Raw genomic sequence first — 26,398 nt, forward strand, 5'->3', positions numbered from 1 at the left:
CCTGCAAGGAGTAATGTGATGAAAAACGTCAAAACCGGCGTCACCTGGTCCGCGGTGGCGTTAATCGGAGCCGGGGCGTTTGCTATGCTGGCGCTCAGCCGTGGCGAACATGTTAATGCATTGTGGTTGGTGGTGGCTTCCATCGCGTGCTACAGCATTGCTTACCGTTTTTACAGCCTGTTTATCGCTAAAAATATCTTTGAGTTAGACGACCGTCGCCGCACACCGGCGGAATGCAATAACGATGGTCTGGATTATGTTCCCACCAATAAATGGGTGCTGTTCGGCCACCATTTTGCCGCCATCGCCGGTGCCGGTCCGCTGGTTGGGCCGATCCTCGCCGCGCAGATGGGCTTTCTGCCCGGCACCATCTGGATCCTGGTGGGCGTGATGATGGCCGGTGCGGTGCAGGACTTCCTGATCCTGTTTATTTCGACCCGCAGAGACGGACGCTCACTCGGTGAAATGGCTAAACAGGAGCTCGGTGCCTTTGCCGGTGTGGTCACCATGCTCGGGGCGTTGGGCGTGATGATCATTATTCTTTCCGCCCTCGCGCTGGTGGTGGTTAAGGCGCTGGCAAACAGTCCGTGGGGATTGTTCACCATCGCGGCAACCATCCCGATTGCGCTGTTTATGGGCATTTATATGCGTTTTATTCGCCCCGGAAAAATCGCGGAAGTGTCACTGATTGGCTTTGTGCTGATGATGGCAGCGATTATCTATGGCGGTGATATCGCGCAACATCCCTACTGGGGACCGTTCTTCACGCTGAAAGGCACGACCCTGACCTGGGTGCTGGTTATTTACGGCTTTATTGCTTCGGTTCTGCCGGTGTGGCTGTTACTGGCGCCGCGTGATTATCTGTCTACCTTCCTGAAAATAGGCGTTATTGCGGGCCTCGCGGTTGGGATTCTGTTTGCCATGCCGGAAATGAAAATGCCGGCGGTAACCCGCTTTATCGACGGTAGCGGCCCGGTGTTTTCCGGTGCCTTGTTCCCGTTCCTGTTTATCACCATCGCCTGCGGCGCGATCTCCGGGTTCCATGCGCTGGTTTCCAGCGGGACCACGCCGAAGCTGATTGAGCGTGAGAGCCATATTCGTTTTATCGGCTACGGCGCGATGCTGATGGAGTCTTTCGTAGCCATCATGGCGTTGATTTGCGCCTCGGTGATTGAACCTGGCGTGTACTTCGCGATGAACTCACCCGCCGCATTAATTGGCACCACGGTGGAAACCGCCTCGCAGGCGATCAACAGCTGGGGCTTTGTGGTGACGCCTGAAATGCTGACCGGCATTGCCCGGGACGTAGGCGAAAGCACTATCCTCTCACGTGCCGGCGGTGCGCCAACCTTCGCGGTAGGCATGGCGCATATCATTACCGAAGTGTTTAACAGCCGGGTGATGATGGCGTTCTGGTATCACTTCGCAATCCTGTTCGAAGCGCTGTTTATTCTTACTGCGGTCGATGCCGGCACGCGCGCCTGTCGTTTTATGGTGCAGGATTTGGTCGGCGTGGTGGTGCCTTCATTGGCCAACAACCGTTCCTGGTTAGGCAATATGGCCGGCACTACGGTGGCGGTGGCCGGCTGGGGCTTCTTCGTTTATCAGGGCGTGGTCGATCCGCTGGGCGGCATCAACACGCTGTGGCCGCTGTTCGGCATTGGTAACCAGATGCTGGCGTCGATGGCTTTGATCCTCGGCACCGTGGTGTTGTTCAAAATGAAGAAGCAGCGTTATGCCTGGGTGACCATCCTGCCGACCGTCTGGCTGTTTATCACCTCGATGACCGCGGGCTGGCAGAAGATTTTCCATGAGAAGCCGAGCATTGGTTTCCTGGCGCAGGCCAATAAGTTCTCTAAAGGGATCGATAACGGCATCATTATTGCCCCGGCAAAATCCGTGGCAGATATGCAAACCATCGTCTTCAGCAATCAAATCAACGCCGCGCTCTGCGCCTTCTTTATGCTGGTGGCGGTGACAATGTTGATTTCTGCCTTCTTCGTGATCCGTCGCGCGCTGAACAGCGCAACACCGACCACTCACGAAACCGCCGTTTCCTTGCGCAGTGAGGCTCGCCATGTCTGATGCTATTTATGCGATACCTAAACGACGTTCTCTGATCATTTATCGCTGCCTGGCGATGAATAGCACAAAATCACCAGAGAAATTAACGTTACGCCTTCTTATGTCACGTGTGGCGCAAACCTTCCGTCTGATGGTGGGCGTACAGGATTATCCTGGTTATCTTCGGCACATGAATCAGCAACATCCTCAGACTAAACCTATGACAGAGAAAGAGTTTCATCGCTACTGTCTTGATGCCCGCTTCCCGAGCAAAGCTGGGAAGTTAGGCAAATGCCCCTGCTAATCCCCGCCCCCGATCGCCAGATCGGGGCATTTTATTCTCCCCGTTAATTTCTGCTCGAAAAATATATCTGAGATACACCTTGAGATTATACTGGTTGCCGAATACTGTTGCTAAAATAAGAAGATACAGCCTTCATTGCATCCCTCAAGGAGACACCAGATGACCGATGAACCGGGGCAATCATTACTTTATACCTATTTTGGTACCACCAGCCCTCATTGGCGTTTAATGGCAGACAGCGATGCACTCCTTTTTGCTGAGGATGAACAGGCAAGTACACATATCGCCGTGGCGCTGACTGGCCCACAGGCCAGCCTGATCCGCAGCATGACGGTAATTACGTCCAGCGTTAACCTGACACTGTCCCTGTACGGTGAGCCTCTTTCTATGCATCTGGTCGGCAGAAGAGTTAACCAAACCTCATGGGCCGGCAGCGCGTCTGCGTGGGGAGATACCTCCGCCGTGGCGCGCGATCTGGTACTGGGACTCTCATTTGCCGAACAGGTGGTTTCTGAAGCCAATTCGGTGATTGTGATTGTCGATCAGCGCGGCAACATTCAGCGCTTTAATCGATTGAGCGAAGAATATACCGGCCTGAAAGAACAAGAAGTCATTGGCCGTAATGTGTTCCAGCTGTTTATGACCAAGCAGGAAGCCTCGTCGTCCCGCCGTAATATCAGCGGCTTTTTCCGCGATGGCAGCTCTTACGAAGTTGAACGCTGGATCAAAACCAAAAAGGGCCAGCGCCTGTTCCTGTTCCGCAATAAATTTGTCCACAGCGGCAGCGGGAAAAATGAGATCTACCTGATCTGCTCAGGGACAGACATTACTGAAGAACGTCGCGCTCAGGAGCGCCTGCGCGTGCTGGCGAATACCGACACCATTACCGGCCTGCCAAACCGCAATGCGATTAACCACGCTATCGCTGAGGCGCTGGAACAGCGTGTTGAGCAGCAGATTGGCATCGTCTATCTCGACCTCGACAACTTTAAGAAGGTCAACGATGCCTACGGGCACATGTTTGGCGATCAGCTGTTGCAGGCGGTCTCGCTGGCGATTTTAAGCTGTCTGGATAAAGATCAGACCCTGGCTCGCCTGGGCGGTGATGAATTCATCGTGCTGGCCACCGCCGCCAGTCAGGCTTCACTGGAAGCGATGGCATCGCGCATCCTCGATCGTCTGAAACAGCCGTTCCGTATCGGCCTGATTGAAGTCTATTCAGGTTGCTCCATTGGCATCGCGGTCAGCCCGCAGCACGGCGAAGATAAAGAAAGCCTGATGCGCAATGCTGACACCGCCATGTATACAGCCAAAGAAAATGGTCGTGGTAAATTCTGCATCTTCTCTGCCGAAATGAACCAACGGGTATTTGAATATCTATGGCTGGATACCAACCTGCGCAAAGCGCTGGATCAGAATCAGCTGATTATCCATTATCAGCCAAAAGTTGACGGAAATGGCGAGGTGAAAAGCGTGGAGGCGCTGGTGCGCTGGCTTTCGCCGGAACGTGGTCTGGTGCCACCAGGTGATTTTATCTCTTATGCCGAAGAGTCGGGATTAATTGTGCCGCTCGGTCGCTGGGTGATGCTGACTGCGCTTGAACAGGTCGTTCGCTGGCGGGAGAAAGGCATCGATTTACGCGTGGCGGTGAATGTCTCCGCCCGTCAGCTGACCGATCAGAGTATTTATACCGATCTGAAACTGGCGCTGGAGCAGTTGAATCTGTCACGCTGCCCGATTGATATTGAACTGACTGAAAGTTGCCTGATCGAAAATGAAGAAAAGGCGCTGGCGTTGATGTTGCAGTTCCAGCAGCTGGGCGCAGAGGTGCATCTGGACGACTTCGGTACCGGATATTCCTCGCTTTCACAGCTGGCTCGCGTGCCCATTGACGCAATTAAGCTCGACCAGAGTTTTGTCCGCAACGTAAACGATCAGCCGGTATCGCAGTCGTTAGTTAAGGCGATTGTGGCGGTGGCGAAGGCGCTGGATTTGCAGGTTATTGCTGAAGGGATCGAAACCAAAGAGGAAGAGGCCTTTGTCCTGGCGAGTGGTGTGGATACCCGCCAGGGTTATTTATATGCCAGACCCATGCCCGCCGACGATATCGAGCACTGGCTGGCGAACCGGACTAATGCTTAGCCGACTTTACGTAAAACCTGCGCACTGTGACGGTTCTGCAACTGTACCAGACGTTCCATATAGGCAATATCTTTCGGTTCAATGGTGAACGCGAAGTCTACCCAGTCTTCCGTGATATCCATCAGCTCTGCGCGCGTCAGCTGTAACACACGCTGACGCGCTTTCAGCATCGCCTTCACGCCGTTCAGTTTTGGCTTCATGGTGTCGATAAACGTACGCGTCGCCTGGTAACCATCACCCGGCTGGAACAGCTTATCGACCAGTCCTCGTTGTTCAAACCATTCGGCGGTATGTGACTCCCCTTCACAGATCAGCTCTTCCGCCAGTTTCATCCCTGAACGACGGGCGACCAGTGAATAGCCCCCCATGCCAGGAAACAGGTTGAACGCAATTTCCGGGAAGCCCATGCGGGCGGTGTTTTGCGCCAGGATAAAGTGGTGGGCCAATGCAGCCTCGAAGCCACCACCCAAAGCGCTGCCTTCAATCATAGCAATACTGACTGCGCCGGTATCAAAGCCGCGTGCGGCGGCATGAATGCAGTCCACGCAGGCCCGGGCATACGCCCTCAGTGCTTCACGCCGTCCATTTTTAATCGATTCAACAAAGAACCGCAGATCGCCACCGGCGTTAAACATCGTCGGAACCAGCGAACCGGTCACCCAAAAGTCGATGGGTAAGCCAGAACGCTGAGCGGCATAACTGAGGTTCATGATCTCTTCGATCAGCTCGTGATTGAAGCTTGGACGCGGTTGCGCGCGAAGTAACATCCACATGGTGCGACGCCCTTCCTCGTAGTACGCGGAGAGCTGTGTGGTTTGTCCAACTTCGCTAAACAACCTGCATGTAGTCTGATTAATTACTGTCATTATCTTATCCTCTGGTTATGGGAGCGCTTAAGCGCGGTTCCAGCGTAATCCAGAGCGGGTAATCACAAAATCTGGTTTTGATTTTTAAGATAAAACAGGTGGGCAGGATGAGCAGTCAAGCGAAAAATAGTGCTAAATATTGCCAGACCGTAATTCAGACAAAACGTTTGCCTGAATTACGTTAACGGGCCTGATAAAATTATTTTTTCTGACCATACCAGGCGTTAGTGCCGTGCTTACGCAAATAGTGATTATCCAGCAGTGGTTGCTGGATGGCAGGCAGGTTGGCCGTGAGTTGCTGACTGAAGATCCCCATGTAGGCCACTTCTTCCAACACCACGGCTGAGTGAACGGCCTCATCTGCTGTTTTGCCCCAACAGAATGGCCCATGCGAATTCACCAGCACCGCAGGAACCGCCAGCGGATCGATTTCACGCTGCTGGAAGGTTTCGATAATCACTTGCCCGGTTTCCCACTCGTATCGCGTCTGAATCTCTTCAGGCGTCATTTGTCGGGTGCAGGGAATGGCGCCGTAGAAATCATCCGCATGGGTGGTTCCCCAGGCAGGGATATCGCGGCCAGCCTGGGCCCAGATCGTCGCATGGCGGGAATGGGTATGGACGATACTGCCTACCTCAGGCCAGGCCTGATAGAGCGCGCGATGGGTATCAGTATCAGACGAAGGTCGTTTGCTGCCTTCAACCACCTCCCCCGTGGCGACGTTAACCACCACCATATCGTCACGCTGCATAACGTCATAGCTGACACCCGACGGTTTAATCACCATCAGCCCACTGTCGCGATCCAGCGCACTGACGTTACCCCAGGTAAAGACCACCAGACCGTGTTTTGGCAGCGCCAGATTGGCTTCCAATACCTGTTGTTTTAACTGTTCTAACATTTTTCTTCTCCAGCCCCATTTTCTCCATTTTCCCCCGCGACTTACGGACTGGCTATGGAGCTATTCGCTGGATGCCCGGCAGGAACTCGCTGTAGGCCAGTAAATGCGTGAACAACAGGGATCCCCTCTGCGCACGAATAATCAAAAACAGTGCGTAAACATTTTTCTCTTTACAAAATAAGACATTACTTTACGAGTGTAATCGTTTCCACTCGCGATTGATTTATATCAACTTAAACCAATCCTAAACGGCGTAATTTGCGCACCGACGAGAAATGGCATGTCGATTCCATTCCGACATTGTTTCCATCGTTTTCATTCCTGGTGAGCTTTCCCCCTGAATGCCTGGCAGGTATCAGGGGGCTTTTTCCGGGCAGTGAAATAAGTTTCGGTTAGATGTTGATGCCCTGTTATCACCGTCAAATGCGGAATCTGGCCGTCATGAATGCGCACAAACCCAAATTACGGAATACCTGAAAATGAAAACCAGTATCAAAATGCTCGCCCTGGCTGTTGCCACTGTTTCAACCTTTGCTGCTGTTGCGGCACCAGAATCACCGTCACTCACTGGTTTAACAGGTGGCGCGTTGTCTGATTCAATTAACAACAATTTTGGCAATTCATACACCAATGCTAAAAATACCCAGGGCGTAGGCTACGCAACTCCTGACGCAGTTCCATCAAAACAGCCACAGGTGCCGCAGATTTCACCACAACGCACACCGCAGAAAACTCCTGTTGCAATGGTGCAATCAGTACCACAGCGGATGAATGTTCCGCAGGCAATTCCACAGGCCACGCCACAGATACAACAAAAAACACCAGTTGCTCAGTTGCAGCCATCAGTACTGCAAAGCGTGCCGCAGACTACTCCACAGATCCAACAACAAACGCCGGTCGCTCAATTGCAGCCTTCAGTACCGCAGGCCGTGCCGCAGACTACTCCGCAGATCCAGCAACAAACGCCGATCGCGCAATTGCAGCCTTCAGTACCGCAAGCCGTGCCACAGACTACTCCGCAGATCCAGCAACAAACGCCGATCGCGCAATTGCAGCCTTTAGTACCGCAGGCCGTGCCTCAGTCGGTACCACAGCGAACGCCAACCCGCATCAATGTCTATATGACAGTATTACAAAAAACGCCGGTTGCACCTGTTGCAGTTAACCAGCGCGTGCCAACTATCAACGTCGCGGCATCAACCCTAAACCCGTCAACGCAGGTTTCAGTAACGATCAACGGCGTTACGCAGGTAACAACCGCCGCGCAACTTGCTGCGACGATGCCCGGCGTACAGGTGGCGGTTCCTTACGTCTCAGCCTTCCAGATTAGCCACACCGGTAACCGCCACGACAAAGCGGGCCATAACAAAGGCAGCATTGGCCATCAGGGTCGTGGCGCAGAGAATGCCCAGGCATCAGCGCATAACAGCCCTAATGGCCGTGCGCATGGTCTCTGATTGCTGATTAACTGAATGCAATAAACCGAGGTACAAAATGACCCACATCCCAAGCCGTTACCTTTCACGCGCGCTGTTGATCCTGGCGATTACCGCAATGTCTGCCGGGCCAGCCTATGCCATTAGTGCTAAATATCGCGCTCAACTCGAGGCAAGCGGCTGTACGCAGATGACCGATGGCGTGAGCTGCGATATCCATAAAACCAAGGCGCAGAACGCCTCACGGCAGACGCAACCTGAAGAGATTGATGCGATGATTGGACAGCCAATCAGTGACACTGCCGAACGTCTGCTGGCAGAGGGCTGGAAGCCGCAGAACGGACGCTGGTATCAGGGCGATCGGGTATTGACGCTGACGGTGGTTGATGAGGTCGTTAAACATGCCCGGTTAGCGCAACGAAACGATCGCTAACAGAGTGTTTCAGTGGCCATGCATCTCAGGGAACGGGGTGCGCGATTTGATGGCGGAAACTGGATGGTTCAGGGGAATGCGTTTTAGGACCAGAAATGTCTAAGCATTTAGGATTTTTTACCTGTGAAGATGATCAGCGGTGAATACAATACAGAAAGGCAATAGAACCCGAGGTTATAGTTAGACTTCTATCTATATCCGCTCTGTTGTCAGCGATTAATTGCGTTCCAACTGCGGGCTATGCACAGCATTTTTTATAGCGGTTAATTTCCTTTAAGTGAGATAAACCACTCATAAATATGCCCGGATTGGGCCTTCAACGCAAAGCAGACGCTATACTGAGAAAGATATCTCTGTAAAAGACATTAAGGAGAATTGATGATGTCAATGACCGCAAAACGTATTACCGCTGGCGTGTTAGCCGCAACTCTGGTGCTTTCACTGAGCGCATGCTCGAACTGGTCTAAACGCGATCGTAATACGGCAATTGGTGCTGGTGCTGGTGCTATTGGCGGAAATATTCTGTCCAACGGTAGCGGACTGGGTACCGTGGGTGGTGCCGCTGTTGGTGGTATTATCGGCCACCAAATCAGCAAATAATAACCATAATAAATTCAGACTATGCAATGCATCTACAGCAAAAGGCCGCGAAATTCGCGGCCTTTAATATGGCTTAAGATGACCCGCCTTAGGGGGAGTGCTGCAACGATGTCGCTTCAGCCTCCTGCCAGCTTCACCTTCAAACCCTTTGCTTCAAGTAACGTTTTTAACAGGTCGCGCTTGTCGCCCTGTATTTCAATCACGCCCTCTTTCACCGAGCCGCCGCAGCCACATTTTTTCTTCAATTCCGCCGCCAGCTTTTCGATTTCTACATCATTCATCTCCAGCCCGGTAATCAGGCAAACACCCTTGCCCTTTCTGCCGCTGGTTTGCCGTTGCAGCCGCACGATGCCGTCGCCCTTAGGCCGCTGGACTTCCTGCTTAGGCTCATCAATACGGCCTGACTCCGTCGAGTAAACGAGGCGACTGTTATTATCGGCCATTATGCCTCCTGTAATGATGCAAGAATGGTTTTCAGCGTGGCTTGCGGATCGGCCGATTGGGTAATTGGACGCCCGATCACCATATAATCCACGCCAGCCTGCTGCGCCTGTTGCGGCGTCATGATCCGACGCTGGTCGCCCGCGTCGCTGCCTGCAGGACGAATCCCCGGCGTCACCAGCTTGAAGTCTGAGCCAAAAGCCTGTTTAAAGCGAACCGCTTCATGCGCTGAGCAAACCACACCGTCCAGCCCGCAATGCTGGGTCAGACGCGCTAAACGCTCGGCATGGTCAGCCGGGGACGCATCGATACCAATATCTTTCAGGTCTGAAGCCTCCATGCTGGTCAGCACGGTGACGGCAATCAGCTGCGGCGCATCTTTGCCAAAAGGCAGAAGCGCCTCACGCGCGGCGGTCATCATCCGCGCTCCGCCGCTGGCGTGGACATTGACCATCCAGACACCCAGCTCTGCGGCCGCCGCAACGGCGTGCGCGGTAGTATTAGGGATATCGTGGAATTTCAGGTCGAGGAAGACGTCAAAACCCCGCTTGTGCAGGTCTTTCACCAGCTCAGGTCCGAAAAGGGTGAACATCTCTTTGCCTACTTTCAACCGGCAGCTCTGTGGGTCAATACGATCCACAAAAGCCATAGCGGCAGCGCGATCGTTATAATCCAGCGCGACCAGAATGGGGGAACCGGTGACCGAAAGTGATTGCATAGAAGAGCCCTCTTAAGAGTGATGCGCCTTTGGCACAAGAGATAAACGGCAAGCATTCTACCTGCGACATCGGCAAAATCACAGGTTGGCGCGTCAGTTTTCGTGAGCCTGCCCTGTCAGACCGCAAACAACGCCGATGCCACAGGTATGTTATTAATAATATTATTTAGTATGTTGTAACTAAAGTTGGGGTGTAAAACAGGCCAGTGACCCAATTACGGGTTACTGGCCGTCGAGACCGCGAATAGGTTTTACCGAAGACCACGCACGGCATGAAGGACAATGCCAGTAAAGTGCATGGGCGGTGAAGCCACATTTGTGGCAGCGATAACGGGGCTTGGTGCGGATTTGCTCGCCAACCATATCACGCAGCACCATCAGGCTCTCTTTCGCCCTGCCATCTTCCGCTTCATGCAGGTGATAATCCATCAAACGATGGAACACCCGCATCGTCGGATGGCGCTGAAGCTGACGATTGATATACAACTGAGCCACTTCCCCGCCCTCGTCATGTTCAATCACATCAGACAGGTACAGCTCTGCCGCCGCTCCGGTATTCTCTTCCACGCAACGCTTGAGGTACTCTGCCCAGGCATTCGGCTGATCGAGCTGCTGATAACAGGTTTCCAGCATTTCCAGCGTTTCACTGACTAGCTCTTTATCCTGCTCAAGCACGCGCTGCAGGTGCCCAACGGCTTTGGCATACTCGCCTTTGGCCATATGGATACGGCCCATCATGATTGACACGCGTGCGCTCTGCCGGTCGGCTGACTCACCCTTCCGCAGCAGGCCCATTGCGCGATCGAGATCGTCACTGCCCATTGCCTGCAAGGCCAGTTCGCAATAGAAATGCGCAATTTCCATCCGCTGCTTATCTTTGCCCAGCTTCACCAGGCGCTCGGCCACTTCAATCGCTTTAGGCCAGTCGCTGGTTGCCTGATGGATGATCAACAGCTGTTGTAAGGCACCCACGCGGAAATCCGTTTCATCTACCAGCTGGCTGAACATCTCTTCTGCACGATCGTAAAAGCCGGCGGCCATATAGTCGCGGCCCAGCTGTTGTACCGCTAACAGGCGCTGATCGTAAGTGAGTGAGGCACTTTCCATTAATGCCTGGTGGATACGGATAGCGCGGTCAACTTCGCCACGCGAGCGGAAAAGGTTGCCTAACGTCAGGTGCGCTTCAACGGTGCCACTGTCCTCTTTCAGCATATCAAGGAACAGATCGACCGCTTTGTCCTGCTGATTGGAGAGCAGGAAGTTAACGCCCGCCACATAATCGCGTGACAGGCGGCTTGCTTCCTGTTGCTTGTCCTGTTGCGCACTACGGCGCCCCATATACCAGCCGTAGGCGGCGGCAACAGGTAATAACAGAAACAGCAGTTCCAACATAAGAGATTATTCCTTAACGGCAGGGACTTGTGACACTGTCACGGTCTCTTCTGCCTGCCCCAGCTGTTGCTGAAGGCGTTTTAATTTACGCTGAGTGTGGCCCAGTGAAACACGTACGCGCAGCCAGAACAGACCGCAAATAGCCCAACCAAGTAAGAATCCGACGGCAAACAGTACGGCCAGCAGCGTGGATATGCGGTATTCTCCCTGCGCTAACAGGTAGTTGAATGAAACAACCTGATCGTTGTGCGCCCCAAGCGTAATAGAGATGATAAAGATCACCAATACCAGTAAAAAAATCAGCAAATATTTCACAGTCCATCCCATAGTCTGGTGTTAACCAGATGAATTATGCCAAAAAAAAAGCGCTGTTGCTTGTCCGATGCGTCTGGAAACGCGGAGACCATGAAAAATTCCTGCACATCCCTCAGTTATGGGGACAAAAGCCAGAAATTCAATCACTCCGCATCGCGCTGCTCGATTTCCTGCTCTTCCTGCGGCGGCACGGTCAACGGTCCGCAATAGCGCTGCACCAGCCAGGTTGCCAGGGTAACCAGCGCCCAGCTGATCGCGGTAGCGGTAATCAGATCCTGTGGCCAATGCATGCCCAGCACCAGTCGACTGCCCATCACACCGACGGCCCACGCCACTAATATCACCACCGTGACGATGCGGCGACGCGGCCAGAGCAGCCCAATCCCCAGCAATGCCCAGCTGGCGGCAAACATCGTATGGCCTGAGGGAAACGCATAACCGGTCTCAAATTCCCAATGTTGCTTTAACCAGTCAGGCAGCTGCGTATTGTTGATCAGTGCATTGCGCACCAACGTGCTGCGTTCCGGGCGTTTCTGCTCGTAGAACGTTTTTTCATCAAGCCCATTACTGTGTTCAAGCCACAGAACATAAGGACGAGGCTCCTGCACCTGCTCCTTTATAAAGCTCTTGGCATACTGCCCGACCAGAATGGCCGAAATCACAATCACCAGCAACAGGAGTGCCGGTTTGAAACGAAAACGCAGGCACCATAAAAACCAGCCACACAGCACCGCACTGGTCAGCGTTCCCCACGGGCTGGTCACCGTTTCGGTCAACCAGAACAGCATTTTATAACCGATGCCCATTTCAACCGGTTGCCAGTGCCAACCCGATAGCCAGACGGCTGCTGGCATAATAAGCAATATCAGTGCACCCAATGTGGTGCGCAGCGCAATTTCTCTCATAGTCATCCTTTACCGAACCAAGTGTTTGATCAAAACAAGATAAGTTTATGATAAAAAATAATAACATACTGACTGACAAGGTGATAATTGTGCGGTATCACTACAATCGCTCTAACTCGTTAACCGCCTTCGCCCTGATTGTGGCAAAATAAGCGTTATGAATTGTGTCAGTTTGCTGACAGCGCGCTACCATGATGATAGCGCAACACTTGATGGTTCTGGAGAGTCACATGCAGCTTAAACGGGTAGCAGAAGCCAAACTGCCCACGCCATGGGGAGATTTCCTGATGGTTGGTTTTGAAGAACTGGCAACCGGTCACGATCATGTGGCACTGGTTTATGGAGATATTACCAACAGCGATGCGGTACTTGCTCGCGTACATTCTGAATGTCTGACCGGCGATGCGCTGTTCAGCCTGCGCTGTGACTGTGGCTTCCAGCTTGAAGCTGCACTGAACCACATCGCCGAAGAAGGACGGGGCGTGCTGCTCTACCATCGTCAGGAAGGACGCAATATTGGTTTGCTAAACAAGATCCGCGCCTATGCCTTGCAGGATAAAGGCTATGACACGGTTGAAGCTAACCACCAGCTTGGCTTTGCTGCTGATGAACGCGACTTCACCCTGTGCGCCGATATGTTCAAGCTGTTAGGCGTGAACGAAGTGCGTCTGCTGACCAATAATCCGCGGAAAGTTGAGATCCTCAGCGAAGCCGGGATCAACATCGTTGAACGCGTCCCGCTGATCGTCGGGCGTAATCCCGAAAACGCGCACTATCTGGATACCAAGGCGGCCAAAATGGGCCATCTGCTGTCAAAAGACTGAGCCGCGATTAGCACAAAAAAAGGGCCGACTGAGATCGGCCCTTTTTCATTTCAGATTGCTTTTGATGACTACGCGTCCAGCATATTACGGATGACATAGTGCAAAATGCCATCGTTTTTGTAATAGGTCAGTTCATTGCCGGTATCGATGCGGCAGCGGGTTTCCAGCACTTCCTTGCGGCCATCAGCATAGGTCAGCGTCACGTTCACCGTTCCGCCAGGCTTAAGCTGCGTCAGATTTTCCACGTCAATCCATTCGTCGCCGGTTAATCCCAACGTTTTACGGGTTACGCCCTGCGGGAATTCCAGCGGCAGGATCCCCATACCGATCAGGTTGGATCGGTGGATACGTTCGAAGGATTCAGAGATCACCACGCGTACACCCAACAAACGCGGTCCTTTGGCGGCCCAGTCACGACTTGAGCCGGATCCGTACTCTTTACCCGCGATGACGGCCAGAGGCGTACCTTGCTGCTGATATTTCATCGCCGCATCGTAAATGGCTAACTGCTCATCACCCGGCACAAATCGGGTTACGCCACCTTCCACACCCGGCACCATTTCGTTGCGAATACGAATGTTCGCGAAGGTCCCGCGCATCATCACTTCATGGTTACCACGACGCGAACCGTAGGAGTTGAAGTCGTTACGTTCTACGCCATGATCGAGTAAATAGCGCCCTGCCGGACTTTCCGCTTTGATACTGCCCGCAGGAGAGATGTGGTCAGTGGTCACCGAATCGCCCAGCATTGCCAGGATCCGCGCACCTTTAATGTCTTTAACCGGATCGGGCACTTTGCCCATATGATCAAAGAACGGTGACAGGCGAATATAGGTCGATCCTTCATCCCAGTCATAGGTCGCGGCTTCGCTGACTTTGATTTGCTGCCATTCTGGCGTGCCTTCAAACACCTCGGCGTACTCTTTATGGAACATATCGGTCGACACCAGCTGCACAGCTTCGGCAATCTCTTCCGGCGAAGGCCAGATATCTTTCAGGTAGACCGGATTACCGGCCTTATCTTGCCCGATGGGATCCTGTTGCAGGTTGATATTCATGTTACCGGCGAGCGCATAAGCCACCACTAATGGCGGTGATGCCAGCCAGTTCGTTTTCACATAAGGGTGAATACGACCTTCGAAGTTACGGTTGCCGGACAATACGGCGCCAACGGTCAAATCGCCCTGTTTGATGGCGGTTTCCACTTCGTCAGGCAGCGGGCCTGAGTTACCGATACAGGTGGTACAGCCATAGCCCACAAGGTTAAAACCCAGCTGATCCAGATAGGTTGTTAAGCCTGCGGTCGCGAGATAATCCGAAACCACTTTGGAACCCGGCGCAAGGGACGCTTTCGCCCAGGGCTGGCGTTTCAGGCCCAGCGAAACGGCTTTCTTCGCCAGTAATCCGGCGGCCATTAATACGCTTGGGTTTGAGGTATTGGTACAGGAGGTGATGGCGGAGATAACCACAGCACCGTCTTTCAACGTTTGCTGCAGGCCGGTTTTGCTGTCGGTATAGGTAATGGCCTTGTGCTGTTTCTGCGACTGATTGATTTCAAGCTCGTTACTGGCCTGGAAGGCTTTAGGCACATCGCCCAGCGCCACACGATCCTGAGGACGTTTCGGTCCGGCCAGACTGGCTTCGACTTCATTCATGTCCAGCGCCAGCGAGCTGGTGAACACCGGTTCATCGCCAGGGTTGCGCCACATTCCCTGAGCTTTGGCATAGGCTTCAACCAGCGAGACCTGTTCGCTACTTCTGCCTGTCAGGGTCATATATCCCAGCGTAACCGCATCCACCGGGAAGAAGCCACAGGTTGCACCGTATTCTGGCGCCATATTGGCAATGGTCGCGCGGTCAGCCAGCGGGAGGTCGTCCAGCCCGTCGCCATAAAACTCGACGAATTTGCCTACCACCCCATGTTTACGCAGCATTTGCGTAACGGTCAGCACTAAGTCAGTGGCGGTGATGCCGGGTTTAAGTTTGCCGGTAAGCTTAAAGCCGACCACGTCCGGGATCAGCATCGAGACCGGTTGGCCGAGCATTGCGGCTTCGGCCTCAATCCCACCGACGCCCCAACCGAGAACGCCCAGCGCATTGATCATTGTGGTGTGGGAATCGGTCCCCACAAGGGTATCTGGATAAGCAAGCTCTTCACCATCTTGCTGCTCATGCCATACCGCTTTGCCGAGATATTCCAGATTGACCTGATGGCAAATTCCGGTGCCTGGCGGAACCACGCTAAATTTATTAAAGGCTTTCTGCCCCCAGCGTAAGAAAACGTAACGCTCATGGTTACGTTCCATCTCCAGCCGGACGTTTTCTTCAAACGCATCGTCGTCACCAAAGCGATCCACGGTGACCGAGTGGTCAATCACCAGATCGACGGGCGATAACGGATTCACCTTGGCAACATCGCCACCCAGCCGTTTAACCGCCTCGCGCATCGCCGCCAGATCGACGACTGCCGGCACGCCGGTAAAGTCCTGCATCAGCACCCGCGCCGGACGATAAGCAATTTCACGATCGGCATGCGCCTGTTTTAGCCAGCCGGCCAGCGCCACGATATCGGCTTCAGTGACTGAGTCTTCATCCTGCCAACGAAGCAGGTTTTCCATCAGGACTTTCAGGGATTTAGGCAAACGTGTCAGGTCACCCAGTTGCTCCGCGACGCGGGGCAAACTGTAGTAGCTATAACGTTGGCCTTTAACATCCAGTGTTGTCCTGGCTTTATTATGTAGGGTCGACGACATTACTCCTCCTTTTTTCAACTCAAATCATAACCTGAGTTATTACAGGGTCTGATTTAAAGATAGTACAAACGAAAGGTAACGTTTTGATAACAACACGAAACGACAACATTGGAAACAACCGGTAAAAACAAAAACGCCCCACTGTACTAGCCAGTGAGGCGTTTCTATATAAATTCGTTTGTTTATGTATGCATTAAAGATGCATCAATAATCCTGCCCAGACGGCGCTTGTCCAGAATAAGGCGGAAAAAGTCCAGGTACTGAACCAGGTCATTTGAGTTAAATTCATTTGCACTCCCCAGGTCTCTGCGACCTTAAAAACGTACTTCATATAAACCATTGCTAAATGCGAATGATTTCACCGTTTTTTTGATGGTTTTCCCATCATTCAGGCAGTAAAGTGCCCGGCCAGATTAGGTGGCCAATTGCAACGTAGGTAACTATTTGTATTATAATTTTCAGCCAACTGGCCGAAGAAAGAATTAGACGCTTATTATTATTTGGTTTTCTTGTCGATCATTGAATCTATAAAACTGCGCTGCAATTCACTCAGGCCCCATGACTCTGGAACAATGACTTCATCGGAAGATTTGCCTTTGCAAAAGCGGTCTTTCATCTTGCTGGTTTGCTGTGACTTCTGATTGCAAGTCTGAAGATGCATAGTTAACCCCACACACGCCAAATCATGAATGCAGCTGCAATCCAAAACACCGCTGAACCAGCGAATACTGCCAGCCAGGCTTTGCGTTTCATGTTAGCGCTACGCTGAACTTTCATGGTCTTATGACCGAAAACGGGTTGTACTGTTAATTTAGTGTTCATAGTTTTTGATAATCACTCTCATTGAAAACGATTGTTTGAACCAATCAGAAATTAGGATGAATCCTAAACATTATTCTGAGCGAAATCCAGTAATTTTTATTGAACAAAACGATTAATGGCATTTATCAAACAAGAAAAACTATATCCTTTGTGATTAATCAAACTTAAGTCAATTAATTACGCCTTAACCCAAATAACATTGATCTCATCAGCTTTCAGATCCATTTAAAACTAGAGTTTTCTTTACCTTCCCTTAAGAACCGCCCTTCTCCGCTGTTCTATAACAAGAGTATGAGAATCATCCTAGACAGACGCAAAGTCCGTCGACCAAAAGTGTGTACCAATTCTCATTTAATGAATAACAATCAGAAAACATGTGATACATGTTTCATTTACGTAAAAAGAATAAAAAGGGTTAATCGTTAAGAGCAATTTAAAGGTCCATTGAAATAAAAAGGGCCGCATGAGCGGCCCTTGACATAACACTAATATTCACGGGGGAAATTATCTTGCAGGAAGTTTAATGTCTTTAAACATCGCTTCAATGTCTTCATTGGAGCGTAAACCTACTGCAGTATCAACCACATCGCGCGTCAGGTGCGGTGCGAATCGTTGGATAAAGTCATACATATAGCTGCGCAGGAAGGTGCTGCGGCGGAAACCGATTTTGGTCGTACTGAAGCTAAATACATCAGTTGCTTCAATCCTTACCAGGTCAGGATCGGAAACCGGATCGACCGCCATGCTCGCAATCACCCCAACACCCAGTCCCAGGCGTACATAGGTTTTAATCACATCCGCATCGGTGGCAGTAAAGACTATCCGTGGCGTCAGCCCTGCACGGTTAAAGGCAGTGTCCAGTTCTGAACGGCCCGTAAATCCGAACGTATAGGTGACTAATGGGTATTCTGCAAGTTCTTCAATCGATACTTTGGCCTTACCCGCCAGCGGATGATCGGGGGTAACGACTATCGCCCGGTTCCAGTGATAGCAAGGGAGCATGATCAAATCATCGTACAAATGCAGCGCTTCTGTGGCAATCGCAAAGTCCGCGTTGCCTTTAGAAACGGCTTCAGCAATCTGCGTTGGCGAGCCCTGATGCATATGCAGCGACACGCGAGGATAGCGTTCAATAAAGCCTTTAATTACGTTAGGCAGCGCATAGCGTGCCTGGGTGTGCGTGGTGGCTACATACAGCGAACCTTTATCAGGCCAGGTATGCTCACCGGCGACAGACTTAATGGCATCGACTTTAGACAGCACTTCACGGGCGATACGGATAATTTCTTGCCCTGCCGGCGTCACCTGAGTCAGGTGTTTGCCACTGCGGGCAAAAATCTGGATCCCCAGCTCATCCTCCAGCATGCGCACCTGCTTACTGATGCCCGGTTGAGAGGTGTAGAGCCCTTCTGCGGTGGAGGAGACGTTCAGGTTGTGATTGACCACTTCAACAATGTAACGCAGCTGCTGCAATTTCATTTTTCATTCCATCTGAGGTTTGAAGCTACGCGCCGAAGTCCATGCAGAAAGCGGTGAAAACATCGCTGCAGCAGTGGGGAGTCCGGTCTAATGCGATTTTATAATAAGGAAAGGGATATCTATAACAACTATAACAAAATCAGGGGAGATGTATAGCTCAGCAAGGCGCAGTGGAGGAAGAAAGGGCCAGCTGGCGCTGGCCCATCAGATTACTTCTTCGCCGCTTTTTTCGCAGTGGCTTTGGTGGCCGTGGCTTTATTGGCGGCAGCTTTAACCGGAGCGGCTTTGGTCGCGGTCGCTTTGCTGGCGACTTCCCATTTGCCATCAACGTAAAACGCTGACCAACCCGTCGCCTTCCCGTCTTTCTCGGTACTGACGTACTGCTGTTTGGTTTTGCGGCTGAAACGCACGACCGCTTTGTTGCCTTCTTCATCGCTGACCGGCGCATCGGCCAGGTAGCTCAGTTTTTCAGGCAGACGATCGCGGAAGCGTTGCAGCTCTTCCACCAGCGGCGCACGAGTTTCACGTGATTTCGGGAAGGTGTTGGCGGCCAGGAACACGCCAGCAGCACCGTCACGCAGCACGAAATACGCATCTGACTTCTCACAGATCAGTTCTGGCAACGGCACCGGATCTTCTTTCGGTGGTGCAACATCGCCATTACGCAGGATCTTACGGGTGTTTTTGCATTCCTCGTTGGTACAGGCCATGTACTTACCGAAACGTCCCATTTTCAGGTGCATTTCAGAACCACATTTTTCGCACTCAACAATCGGGCCATCGTAGCCCTTGATGCGGAATTCACCCTGTTCGATCTCGTAACCATCACAGCCTGGATTGTTACCACAGACGTGCAGCTTACGCTGGTTATCGATCAGATAGCTGTCCATCGCAGTGCCACACTTCTGGCAACGATGACGGGCACGCAGCGCGTTGGTTTCAGCATCATCACCCTCAAGAATATTCAGCACTTCATTCTCAGGGATTAAGTTGATGGTCTGCTTACAACGCTCTTTGGGTGGTAATGCATAACCTGAACAGCCGAGGAACACACCGGTACTTGCGGTACGGATACCCATTTTGCGGTTACAGGTCGGGCAGTCGATCGAGGTCAGGATCATCTGGTTCGGCTGCATGCCGCCCTCTTCAGGATCCTTATCCGCTTTTTCCAGCTGCTGGCTGAAGTCAGCAAAGAACTGATCCAGCACGCCTTTCCACTGCGCTTCGTTATTCGCAACCTTATCGAGGTTGTCTTCCATATGCGCGGTAAAATCGTAGTTCATCAGCTCGCGGAAGTTAGCTTCCAGACGATCGGTAACGATTTCACCCATTTTCTCCGCATAGAAACGACGGCTCTCAACGCGGACGTAACCACGATCCTGAATGGTCGAGATAATCGACGCATAGGTAGAAGGACGACCGATACCGCGTTTTTCCAGCTCGCGCACCAGCGACGCTTCGCTGAAGCGAGCCGGTGGCTTGGTGAAGTGCTGACTTGGCTTCAGCTGTTGCAGCTTCAGCTCTTCGCCCACTTCAACCGGTGGTAAGGTCCGGTCTTCATCGCCTTTACGCAGCGCAGGCATCACCGCCGTCCAGCCATCAAAACGCAGCGTACGGCCTTTGGCCTTCAGTTTGAAGTCTCCAGCCGCCACGGTCAGCGTGGTGGAGTCATACTGCGCTGGCATCATCTGACAGGCGACAAACTGGCGCCAGATCAGCTGATATAATTTCTGCGCATCGGCTTCCATATCCTTCAACTGCTCGGACTGAATAGCCACATCAGAAGGACGAATCGCTTCGTGCGCTTCCTGCGAGTTTTCTTTGCTGCTGTACACATTGGCGGCTTTCGGCAGGTACTTCGCGCCAAACTCAGTTTCAATGTAGCCGCGAACCATGCTAACCGCATCCTGGCTCAAATTCGTTGAATCAGTACGCATGTAAGTGATGTGACCCGCTTCATACAAACGCTGTGCCATCATCATGGTTTTCTTCACGCCGTAACCCAAACGGGTACTTGCCGCCTGTTGCAGCGTGGAGGTGATAAACGGCGCGCCTGGCTTGCTGCTGGTTGGCTTATCTTCACGATCGGCCACCACATAGCGGGCTTTTTCCAGCAGACTAACCGCAGCATGGGTCTGCTCGCCGTTGACCGGGCGGAATGGCTTGTCATGCTGATGCGTGACTTCCATCGGCAGACCGGTGCCTTTCGGCGTGTTCAGGTCGGCGTGCAGTTCCCAGTATTCTTCTGGGGTGAACGCTTTAATTTCGCGCTCACGCTCAACCACCAGACGCACGGCCACAGACTGGACGCGGCCGGCAGACAGTCCACGGGCAATTTTTTTCCACAGCAGCGGGGAAACCATATAGCCCACTACGCGGTCCATAAACCGGCGTGCCTGTTGCGCATTCACACGGTCAATATTCAGTTCACCCGGCTTTTCAAACGCCTGACGAATCGCATTCTTGGTGATTTCGTTAAACACCACGCGGCTGAAGCGTGAGTCATCGCCACCGATCACTTCCCGCAGGTGCCAGGCAATGGCTTCCCCTTCGCGGTCAAGGTCCGTTGCGAGATAGATGTGGTCAGCGTTTTCGGCCAGAGCCTTCAGCTCTGCAACCACTTTCTCTTTGCCAGGAAGGATTTGGTAATCCGCTTCCCAACCATGAAAAGGATCGACGCCCATGCGGCTGACAAGCGCCGCTTTCTCGTCCTTTTTGACTTTTTTTGCTGGTTTACTGGTTGTAGAGTCAGCGCTCTTTTTAACTGTTGATCCACTGGTCGGCAAATCCCGGATATGACCGACGCTGGACTTCACCACGTAGTCATTTCCAAGATATTTATTGATCGTTTTGGCTTTTGCCGGGGACTCAACTATTACGAGAGCTTTGCCCATATTTACCTTTACCTGATTAAAACATCCGAGAGTAAAATGTGCCGTTTGCCAGAGCAAGCGAGACGCGTTAACGATATGGCGACCGGGGAAATAATTTTCAACCCGACGCTTTCTGCTCTGTTGATGCTCCCTGCTTAAGAAGCCAACCTGCTGATTAACGACACTTTTTACAACCTGTTCTGTGCATTTCAAACATTGCGTAAAGCTAGTTTTACGCCCGGAACCCGAAACGCCCACACTGTACCTGATAAAATTCGATACGCAACTTAATTAGCATCTGCCCGCGATTTACGCCAGAAAGTCGGCTAAAAAGAGTCGGCTGGCGCATACACCTATAAAGCATGTGGAATTGTTAAGCGCGGACGTAATATACTCTTACGCACACGCCTACTATAAAGGAGAGAAAACGTGAATCAGACCCAGACGATAGATCGTCCCGCCCTGCTGGTGATTGCCAATGAGCTGATTGCCGGGCATAAGGATGTCTTCCCAGGATTAGTGGCGACCGATGTGGAACAGAAAGGGGACGTGCTGATATTTCGCGGCGACTACTTTTTAGATGAACAGGGATTACCTGGCGAGAAAAGTACGGTGGTGTTTAACGTGTTCAAGTATCTGGCGGTTGAGCTCTCTCCCCTGTACCGGATCGCTTAACCGCGCCCGCTGAGCGGGCGCAGTGTCTTTTACAGCAGGGGTTTTTCACCACGCTGCCAGAGACGCAGCAGCAGACGTTCTGCGCTACCGGCGGCACTCTGGGTAAAACGGTCGATCATTTTCTTACGACGGGTGAACCGAACGGAAATCACCTCATGATTGGCCATCTGATCGATAATCAAATCATCACTGGTGCCGATGGCATCAACCAGCCCTTTCTCAAGTGCCTGAGTACCGAACCAGTGTTCGCCGGTGGCAACGCTGTCGATATCCAGAGAAGGACGCATCTGATGCACAAACTGTTTGAACAGCAGATGCGTTTCATTCAGATCTTCACGGAATTTCTCACGCCCCTGTTCCGTGTTCTCACCAAACAACGTCAGCGTGCGCTTGTACTCGCCAGCCGTGTGCAGCTCTACATCAATTTCATTGCGCTTCAGTAAGCGATTGAAGTTAGGGATTTGCGCCACCACCCCAATCGAACCGACAATGGAGAATGGCGCCGCAACGATACGATCGGCCACACACGCCATCATATAACCACCGCTGGCGGCAACTTTGTCTACGGCGACGGTCAGGCGAATACCTTTATCCCGCAGGCGCTGAAGCTGTGAAGACGCCAGACCGTAACCATGTACAACGCCGCCCGGGCTTTCCAGACGCAGCAGCACTTCGTCCTGCGGTTTCGCCACCGCCATTACGGCAGAGACTTCTTCACGCAGCGAGCTGACTTCATGGGCATCCATGCTGCCTTTGAAATCCAGCACGTACAGCGTAGGCTTAGTACTCTCGCTTTTCAGGCCCTGCTTCGCCCGTTGTTTGGCGGCTTTTGCTTCCTGTTTATCCTTCTTCTTTTGCTCTTTGTGCCACAGTTTTTGATCCTGATGCTTCATTTTTGCCAGCATCATGTCATCTTTCATTTCCTGGTAGTTTTCACCCAGGTGAGTCAGCTTTAACTGCCCGCCCTGAGCACGCTTGCGCATCGCCAGGTTAGTGATCAGAATGGCAATTGCTGCGATAGCAACCACTACGGTGACCGTTTTGGCCAGAAAAAGCCCATAATAAGAGAGTAAATCCACTCATTCCGCCTTATTTAACATCGTATTATATCAGCAGCTATTGTAGCCGAGTCACGGCCAGGAGTCGCCCGAATCCCCTTCCTGCCGCACGCTTTTACCCTTATTGAAGATTGAACTGCTCACCAATTTAGGGCATAAAGCACATTATCTATTGCGGGCAATGGCTTAGCAGCGAAGCTGCCAGCGCGATCCATCACCACCGCCAGAGGAATTCAACGTGTACTATCAACCTAAAGACAACCTGCTCACTGGCCGAATCATTCTGGTCACCGGAGCCAGCGATGGAATTGGCCGCGAGGCCGCCGTGACCTATGCACGTTATGGTGCTGAGGTCGTCCTGTTGGGCCGTAATGCAGAGAAACTGCAGGCCGTGGCCGATGACATTGCGGCGACCGGTAAGCCGGCACCGCAGTGGTTCATTCTGGATTTAGAGCAGGCTTCTCCCGCGCGTTGCCAGCAGTTGGCCGCAGAGGTGGCGCAACATGTGCCGCGCCTCGATGGTGTGCTGCACAATGCCGGCCTGCTGGGCGATATTGTGTCCATGGAAAAGCAGGATCCTCAGGTCTGGCAGCAGGTGATGCGCGTCAACATTGATGCCACTTTCTTTCTGACCCAGGCGCTGCTGCCGTTGCTGCTTAAATCCTCTTGCGCCTCGCTGGTGTTTACCACGTCCAGCGTGGGACGCCAGGGCCGCGCCGGATGGGGAGCTTACTCCGTGTCGAAATTCGCCACTGAAGGCATGATGCAGGTGCTGGCTGACGAATACGACAGCAAACATTTGCGGGTTAATTGCATCAATCCTGGCGGCACGCGCACCAAAATGCGCGCCAGTGCCTTCCCGGAAGAAGATGCCAACAAGCTGAAAACGCCGGCTGATATCATGCCGCTGTATCTGTTCCTGATGGGCGATGACAGCAAGCGTAAAACCGGGATCAGCTACGATGCCCAACCTGGACGTAAACCTGGAGCAGCCGAATAATGACAGAAGATCGGCACCAGCAGCGCCAGCAAAAGTTAAAAGAAAAAGTCGATGCGCGTATCGCCTCAGCGACGGAAGTGCGCGGCATTTTGATGGTCTTTACCGGAAACGGCAAAGGCAAAACCACTGCAGCATTTGGCACCGCCACACGTGCGGTTGGCCACCAGAAACGCGCGGGTGTGATCCAGTTCATTAAAGGTGAATGGCCTAACGGCGAGCGGAATTTGCTGGAGCCGCATGGCGTCGAGTTTCAGGTGATGGCCACTGGCTTTACCTGGGACACCCAGAACCGCGAAACCGATACAGCAGCCTGTTTGCAGGTGTGGCAGCACGGCAAGCGCATGCTGCAAGATGAGACGTTGGATTTGGTGGTGCTGGATGAGCTGACCTATATGGTCAGTTTTGATTACCTGCCGCTGGAAGAGGTCCTCACCGCGCTGACTAATCGCCCTGCTCATCAAAGCGTGATTATCACTGGCAGAGGTTGTCACCGTGACATTCTGGATCTTGCAGATACCATTACCGAGATGCGACCGACGAGGCATGCTTTTGATGCCGGCATTCAGGCTCAGCAAGGCATCGACTGGTAACGAATGTCGTGCCTGCTAGCAAATAAAAAACCCCCTGATGCAAAACATCAGGGGGTTTTTTCTTCAGGTCAGGTTACCGGCGTTTAACCCCGTTTAGCGGACGGTTTGCCTGAGGTACGCGCTGAAGATTTGCCTGCGGGTTTAGCCGCAGCCGCTTTACCGGATGCTTTGCCCGAAGGGCGACGGCTACCCGGCGCAACTTGCGAGTGGCGCTTAACCGCACGGCGGATCTGGTTGGCTTTGGTGCGACGGCGATCTTTTTCTACCGCAACTTTACTGGTGATTTCTGGCGGCAAGTCGACCAGTTCACGCAGATAGTTGGTTGGAGCCAGCTCCAGCTCAGTCCAACCGCCACGTGGCAAGCCTTTCGGTAACTGGATGTCGCCGTAACGGGTACGGATCAGACGGCTAACCTGCACGCCGACGGATTCCCACAGACGACGCACTTCGCGGTTACGGCCTTCGGTCAGGGTAACGGTGTACCACTGGTTGATGCCTTCACCGCCGGTGAATTTCAGGGTTTTGAAAGAGGCCGGGCCATCTTCCAGCTGAACGCCACGGCTCAGCTGACGGATTTTATCATCATCAATGGCGCCGAATACGCGCACGGCATATTCCCTTTCAACTTCACGGCTTGGGTGCATCAGACGGTTGGCCAGTTCACCATCAGTGGTAAACAGCAGCAGACCGCAGGTGTTCACATCCAGACGGCCAACGGCAATCCAGCGCGCGCCGCGCAGTTTGGGTAAACGGTCAAATACGGTAGGACGCCCTTCAGGATCGTTACGCGTGCAAAGCTCGCCTTCTGGCTTGTAGTACGCCAGTACACGACAAACTTCTGCGGTGGATTCTGCTACGGAGACCAGATGGCCATCAACGCGGATCTTAATAGAAGGGCTGGAGTCCACGCGGTCACCCAGCGTGGCGAGTTTGCCGTCCACGCTGACGCGTCCGGCAGAAATCATGGTTTCAATTTCGCGGCGGGAACCGTGTCCGGCGCGTGCTAATACTTTCTGTAATTTTTCGCTCATGGCGCTAACCTCTGTGTCGCCTTCCCAGGCGTCATGCTATTCAAGTGGCCCGTGACAGCAGCAGAGGTTGCTGTGCCGCGCCCTGCGCGATGCACACCACCGATCCTCTGCCCTTTTTCAGGGGAAGCGCATTCTACACTAAGTTGACTTCTATTGATAACGGTATGCGCGTGTTTCAACACCCTCGCAGATACATCAGTTTCACCGCAACGAAACAGGCCGTTTTACCGTCGCGGCGACAACGCAATCAGCCATTACCGCCGGACAGACTCATTTGTCTGACTTAACAGAGGCTTGCCACAAACCCGCTGTCACGCTAATGATTTCATTGGAAAAAATAACCAATGTTACTAACCTGTTAAATAATATTAGATGGATTTCGCCGATAATAATGATCCTTGTCATTAAGCCTTAACGCCCGCCAGCGCTCGTTTTCGCATGAAGATAAAGCCAAATAGACCATCATGTAGCTGACTCAACCAGCTTTAAAAGTATCGATAGCTGTTAACACCACTTTTAAATGCAACAATAGCAGATTGTTCTGTCGTAATTAAAATGCACCTTGATATAAGTCAGGTTAAATCAAAATATTCAGACCAATTATATAGAAGGTTGAGTTAAATCTTGATCATCACTATTTTTAACTCTGCCGTGCATTTATTATATTTGCGGCATTAATAAGTTTGTGTAGAATTCACTCAAGCAATTCGGTAATGAATTAACTGGATTGTTAAATAAATATTATAATTTAGTTTAAGTACGTAAAATTTAAAACA

At 52.3% G+C, this 26,398-nt stretch carries 23 protein-coding genes; 10 read left to right on the top strand and 13 right to left on the bottom strand.

Annotated elements, in window-relative coordinates; all coding sequences use genetic code 11:
* Positions 1–18: 18 nt before the first annotated feature.
* From E2F51_RS18930 to pdeR, 3 genes are all read left to right on the top strand, one after another.
* Positions 19–2,085, top strand: coding sequence for a carbon starvation CstA family protein (locus tag E2F51_RS18930; protein WP_134824254.1), 2,067 nt, complete (start codon positions 19–21; stop codon positions 2,083–2,085).
* The gene (locus E2F51_RS18935; protein ID WP_013202368.1) at positions 2,078–2,368 is read left to right on the top strand and encodes a YbdD/YjiX family protein; all 291 of its coding nucleotides are present in this window, start codon (positions 2,078–2,080) and stop codon (positions 2,366–2,368) included. Before E2F51_RS18930 ends, E2F51_RS18935 begins: the two co-directional genes overlap by 8 nt.
* A gap of 159 nt (positions 2,369–2,527) precedes the next feature.
* A complete protein-coding gene (pdeR, locus tag E2F51_RS18940; RefSeq protein ID WP_013202369.1) occupies positions 2,528–4,510 on the top strand; it encodes a cyclic di-GMP phosphodiesterase in 1,983 nt (660 codons plus the stop codon).
* On the opposite strand, the gene E2F51_RS18945 is transcribed toward pdeR, so the two are convergent.
* Both E2F51_RS18945 and araD read right to left on the bottom strand, forming a co-directional pair.
* Positions 4,507–5,376 (bottom strand): crotonase/enoyl-CoA hydratase family protein, encoded by an 870-nt coding sequence (locus E2F51_RS18945; RefSeq protein ID WP_013202370.1) that lies wholly within the window; start codon positions 5,374–5,376, stop codon positions 4,507–4,509. The two genes, pdeR and E2F51_RS18945, sit on opposite strands and share 4 nt — an antisense overlap.
* Positions 5,377–5,575: 199 nt before the next feature.
* The gene (araD, locus tag E2F51_RS18950; protein WP_053142864.1) at positions 5,576–6,277 is read right to left on the bottom strand and encodes an L-ribulose-5-phosphate 4-epimerase; all 702 of its coding nucleotides are present in this window, start codon (positions 6,275–6,277) and stop codon (positions 5,576–5,578) included.
* Between the two features lie 479 nt (positions 6,278–6,756).
* Between araD and E2F51_RS18955 the strand changes: the two genes are divergently transcribed.
* The 3 genes from E2F51_RS18955 (at position 6,757) to osmB (ending at position 8,746) form a co-directional block, all read left to right on the top strand.
* The gene (locus E2F51_RS18955; RefSeq protein WP_134824255.1) at positions 6,757–7,734 is read left to right on the top strand and encodes a hypothetical protein; all 978 of its coding nucleotides are present in this window, start codon (positions 6,757–6,759) and stop codon (positions 7,732–7,734) included.
* Positions 7,735–7,771: 37 nt separating this feature from the next.
* A complete protein-coding gene (locus E2F51_RS24330) occupies positions 7,772–8,146 on the top strand; it encodes a hypothetical protein (RefSeq protein WP_013202373.1) in 375 nt (124 codons plus the stop codon).
* A gap of 381 nt (positions 8,147–8,527) precedes the next feature.
* Positions 8,528–8,746, top strand: a complete 219-nt coding sequence (osmB, locus tag E2F51_RS18965; protein WP_013202374.1) for an osmotically-inducible lipoprotein OsmB — start codon at positions 8,528–8,530, stop codon at positions 8,744–8,746.
* Positions 8,747–8,862: 116 nt separating this feature from the next.
* On the opposite strand, the gene yciH is transcribed toward osmB, so the two are convergent.
* The 5 genes from yciH to pgpB all read right to left on the bottom strand — a co-directional run bounded on the left by yciH (position 8,863) and on the right by pgpB (position 12,517).
* Entirely contained in the window at positions 8,863–9,189 is a 327-nt protein-coding gene (gene yciH, locus E2F51_RS18970; RefSeq protein WP_134824256.1) for a stress response translation initiation inhibitor YciH, read from the bottom strand.
* The gene (pyrF, locus tag E2F51_RS18975; protein WP_134824257.1) at positions 9,189–9,905 is read right to left on the bottom strand and encodes an orotidine-5'-phosphate decarboxylase; all 717 of its coding nucleotides are present in this window, start codon (positions 9,903–9,905) and stop codon (positions 9,189–9,191) included. The genes yciH and pyrF overlap by 1 nt, the downstream gene beginning before the upstream one ends.
* 222 nt (positions 9,906–10,127) lie before the next feature.
* Entirely contained in the window at positions 10,128–11,297 is a 1,170-nt protein-coding gene (gene lapB / locus E2F51_RS18980; protein WP_013202377.1) for a lipopolysaccharide assembly protein LapB, read from the bottom strand.
* A 6-nt stretch (positions 11,298–11,303) separates the two neighbouring features.
* The gene (locus tag E2F51_RS18985) at positions 11,304–11,612 is read right to left on the bottom strand and encodes a LapA family protein (RefSeq protein WP_134824258.1); all 309 of its coding nucleotides are present in this window, start codon (positions 11,610–11,612) and stop codon (positions 11,304–11,306) included.
* Between the two features lie 143 nt (positions 11,613–11,755).
* Positions 11,756–12,517, bottom strand: a complete 762-nt coding sequence (gene pgpB / locus E2F51_RS18990; protein ID WP_134824259.1) for a phosphatidylglycerophosphatase B — start codon at positions 12,515–12,517, stop codon at positions 11,756–11,758.
* 230 nt (positions 12,518–12,747) lie between these two features.
* Between pgpB and ribA the strand changes: the two genes are divergently transcribed.
* Entirely contained in the window at positions 12,748–13,341 is a 594-nt protein-coding gene (gene ribA / locus E2F51_RS18995; protein WP_013202380.1) for a GTP cyclohydrolase II, read from the top strand.
* A 68-nt stretch (positions 13,342–13,409) separates the two neighbouring features.
* Here the strand turns inward: ribA and acnA are convergent, their stop codons facing one another.
* The 4 genes from acnA to topA all read right to left on the bottom strand — a co-directional run bounded on the left by acnA (position 13,410) and on the right by topA (position 21,289).
* Positions 13,410–16,094 (bottom strand): aconitate hydratase AcnA, encoded by a 2,685-nt coding sequence (gene acnA / locus E2F51_RS19000; RefSeq protein ID WP_134824260.1) that lies wholly within the window; start codon positions 16,092–16,094, stop codon positions 13,410–13,412.
* 663 nt (positions 16,095–16,757) lie between these two features.
* Positions 16,758–16,916 carry a YmiA family putative membrane protein gene (locus E2F51_RS19005; protein WP_013202384.1) on the bottom strand — a complete coding sequence of 53 codons (159 nt, stop codon included), beginning with the start codon at positions 16,914–16,916 and terminating at the stop codon, positions 16,758–16,760.
* Between the two features lie 504 nt (positions 16,917–17,420).
* Positions 17,421–18,395, bottom strand: coding sequence for an HTH-type transcriptional regulator CysB (gene cysB, locus E2F51_RS19010; protein ID WP_053142852.1), 975 nt, complete (start codon positions 18,393–18,395; stop codon positions 17,421–17,423).
* 209 nt (positions 18,396–18,604) lie between these two features.
* Complete coding sequence (gene topA / locus E2F51_RS19015) at positions 18,605–21,289, bottom strand: type I DNA topoisomerase (RefSeq protein ID WP_134824261.1); 2,685 nt, start codon at positions 21,287–21,289, stop codon at positions 18,605–18,607.
* 408 nt (positions 21,290–21,697) lie between these two features.
* On the opposite strand from topA, the gene E2F51_RS19020 reads away from it, so the two are divergent.
* Positions 21,698–21,943 carry a YciN family protein gene (locus E2F51_RS19020; protein ID WP_013202387.1) on the top strand — a complete coding sequence of 82 codons (246 nt, stop codon included), beginning with the start codon at positions 21,698–21,700 and terminating at the stop codon, positions 21,941–21,943.
* Positions 21,944–21,972: 29 nt separating this feature from the next.
* Here E2F51_RS19020 and sohB read toward each other — a convergent pair whose 3' ends face one another.
* Positions 21,973–23,022, bottom strand: a complete 1,050-nt coding sequence (gene sohB, locus E2F51_RS19025; RefSeq protein WP_013202388.1) for a protease SohB — start codon at positions 23,020–23,022, stop codon at positions 21,973–21,975.
* Positions 23,023–23,239: 217 nt separating this feature from the next.
* Between sohB and E2F51_RS19030 the strand changes: the two genes are divergently transcribed.
* Together E2F51_RS19030 and cobO are read left to right on the top strand one after the other, a co-directional pair.
* The gene (locus E2F51_RS19030) at positions 23,240–24,001 is read left to right on the top strand and encodes a YciK family oxidoreductase (protein WP_013202389.1); all 762 of its coding nucleotides are present in this window, start codon (positions 23,240–23,242) and stop codon (positions 23,999–24,001) included.
* The gene (gene cobO, locus E2F51_RS19035) at positions 24,001–24,591 is read left to right on the top strand and encodes a cob(I)yrinic acid a,c-diamide adenosyltransferase (RefSeq protein ID WP_013202390.1); all 591 of its coding nucleotides are present in this window, start codon (positions 24,001–24,003) and stop codon (positions 24,589–24,591) included. Before E2F51_RS19030 ends, cobO begins: the two co-directional genes overlap by 1 nt.
* 83 nt (positions 24,592–24,674) lie before the next feature.
* Here the strand turns inward: cobO and rluB are convergent, their stop codons facing one another.
* Positions 24,675–25,622: a 23S rRNA pseudouridine(2605) synthase RluB gene (rluB, locus tag E2F51_RS19040; RefSeq protein WP_013202391.1), complete on the bottom strand. Its 948-nt coding sequence runs from the start codon at positions 25,620–25,622 to the stop codon at positions 24,675–24,677.
* Positions 25,623–26,398 lie beyond the last annotated feature (776 nt).

Source organism: Erwinia sp. QL-Z3 (genome assembly GCF_004551645.1).
GTDB lineage: Bacteria > Pseudomonadota > Gammaproteobacteria > Enterobacterales > Enterobacteriaceae > Erwinia > Erwinia billingiae.